Annotated in this window: 2 protein-coding genes; both read right to left on the reverse strand. The window is 74.4% G+C overall.

Going from position 1 to position 2117, the window contains the following annotated elements:
* Window positions 1-347: 347 nt before the first annotated feature.
* Window positions 348-770, reverse strand: coding sequence for a Sec-independent protein translocase family protein (locus LQ51_RS05820; protein ID WP_046563631.1), 423 nt, complete (start codon window positions 768-770; stop codon window positions 348-350).
* A gap of 72 nt (window positions 771-842) precedes the next feature.
* Window positions 843-2117, reverse strand: a complete 1275-nt coding sequence (locus LQ51_RS05825) for a S1C family serine protease (protein WP_082159287.1) — start codon at window positions 2115-2117, stop codon at window positions 843-845.

Raw genomic sequence — 2117 nt, forward strand, 5'->3', positions numbered from 1 at the left:
CGCCGCGCGTCAAGCGCCGGGCACCGCCGCCGCACCTCAAGCCACGCCCACGCCCTAACCGCCCCTACCCCGCCTCCCGACAACCGGCCGTCGAGCGAGCGGTGGCACGCCCTCAGCACACGGCCCAGCCGCTTCCCGGCGGCCCTTCGCGCAGCCGGCCGCCGCCCACGGCGGTGAGGTCACGCCCGGCGTCCACCGCGCACCGCACCTTCCGCGGCGGGACGCCGGCGCCGCGGCTTGCCGCAGGCTGGACCTCGCCCCGGCCCAGCTCGTCCTGGTCACGGCCGCGGGTGCGGGCGGGGGCGCGCCGGGGCCAGGCCGGGAGAGGGTCCTGCGAGGGCCGGGGATCAGGTGGCGTCGTCGTAGCTGGGGCGGGGGGCCGGGGCGGCGGCACCGCCGGTCGCGGTCGCCGGGCGGGTGCCGTTGGTACGCAGGTCGGCCGCCTTGGCAACGTCCTTGAGCTCGTCGTGCACGCCGCTGACGTCGGAGCGGATGTTGTCGTACATGCTCTGCAACGGCTTCCGGATGGCCTGCTCGTCCTCCTCGCTGAGCAGGTGCTTCCGGATGAACGCCTTCGGGTGCAGGTCCTCCAGCTGGATGTCGGTGCCCAGCTCGCGGCTGAGGTCACCGGTGGCGTTCCGGGCCATGTTGCGCAGGTTCCGGATCATCCGGAGGCCGTCATTGATCACTACGGGCAGCCGGTCGCCGAAGATCAGCAGCGCCAGCATCAGCAGCGCGCCGATCTCCCACCAGTTGAGGTTCTCGAACACACCGGCCTCCTCGTCCGTGTCAGGGCAAGACTACGCACGTCGTGGGGGTGTCCGGGAGGGGGTGAGGGCTGCTCACTTCGCGTCTGCGGCGAGCGTCACCGACGTGCTCTGCCTGGCCGACCCGCGCCGGTACTCGACCGTCACCACCGAGCCCGGTGCGTACTTGCGGACCAGCGCCACCAGGTCGATGGGCTCGGTGAGCGGGTGCCCGTTCAGCCGCAGCACCACGTCACCGGTCTTCAACCCGGCCGCGGCCGCCGGGCCGGCGGGCTCCACCGCGTTGAGGCGTACGCCGGCGCCCGGCGCCACGGCGGTGCCGCCCACCTGGGCGCCGATCACCGTACGGCGGGCCTTCCCGGTGCCGATGATGTCCTCGGTCACCCGCTTCGCCTGGTTGATCGGGATGGCGAAGGCCAACCCGATGTTGCCCGCCTCCTGCCCGTCGGCGACCAGCGACTTGATCGTCGAGTTCACCCCGACCACCCGCCCGGCGCCGTCGACCAGCGGGCCGCCGGAGTTGCCGTGGTTGACCGCCGCGTCGGTCTGGATCGCCGCGTAGTAGCGGGTGGGTCCGCCCGGCTCGCCGGCCTGCATGGTGCGGTCCAGGGCGCTGACGATGCCGGCGGTGACCGTGTTGGCCAGGGAGAGCGGGGAGCCGACGGCGAGCACCGGGTCGCCGACCGCCAGCGCGTCCGAATCGCCGAACTCCACCGGCTTCAATCCCGACTTCGCCACCTTGATCACCGCGATGTCCGACTCCGGGTCCTGCCCGACCACCGTGCCCGGCGCGGTGCTTCCGTCGTTGAAGATCACCGTGGCCTTCCCGGGGCCGTCGGCGACCACGTGATCGTTGGTGATGATGTGCCCGTCGGCGCTGACCACGAAGCCGGAGCCCTCGCTGGTGCCGCCGAGGCTGGCCACCCGGACGGTCACGACGCTGGGCAGCACCTTCTCCGCGACCCCGGCCAGGGAGTCCGGCTTGCGCTGGGCGAGCGCCGGGGCCTGCCCCGACTGCGCGCCGAGGGTGGGCAGGTTGCCTCCGCCGCGCAGCAGCGCGTATGTCAGGGCGCTGCCCAGCGAGCCGGCGAGCAGGGCGGTGATCAGCGAGATCAGCACCACCTGCCGTACGCCCGGCCGGTGCGGCGCGTCCGGGTCGACCACCGGCTCGGGGTCGGTGTCGGGGCCGGTCGGGGCGGGCGCGGGAACCACCACGGCGGCGGGCGCGTACGGGTCCCGCCACGGGTCGGCCAGCGCATCGGACCACCAGGGCGAGTTGCCGCCCCCGGCGCCCTGCGGCGGGCCGCCGGGCACCGGCCGTCCCGGCACCCGCGCCGGATCGCCGGGCAG

The sequence above is a fragment of the Micromonospora sp. HK10 genome, from assembly GCF_000982955.1.
GTDB lineage: Bacteria > Actinomycetota > Actinomycetes > Mycobacteriales > Micromonosporaceae > Micromonospora.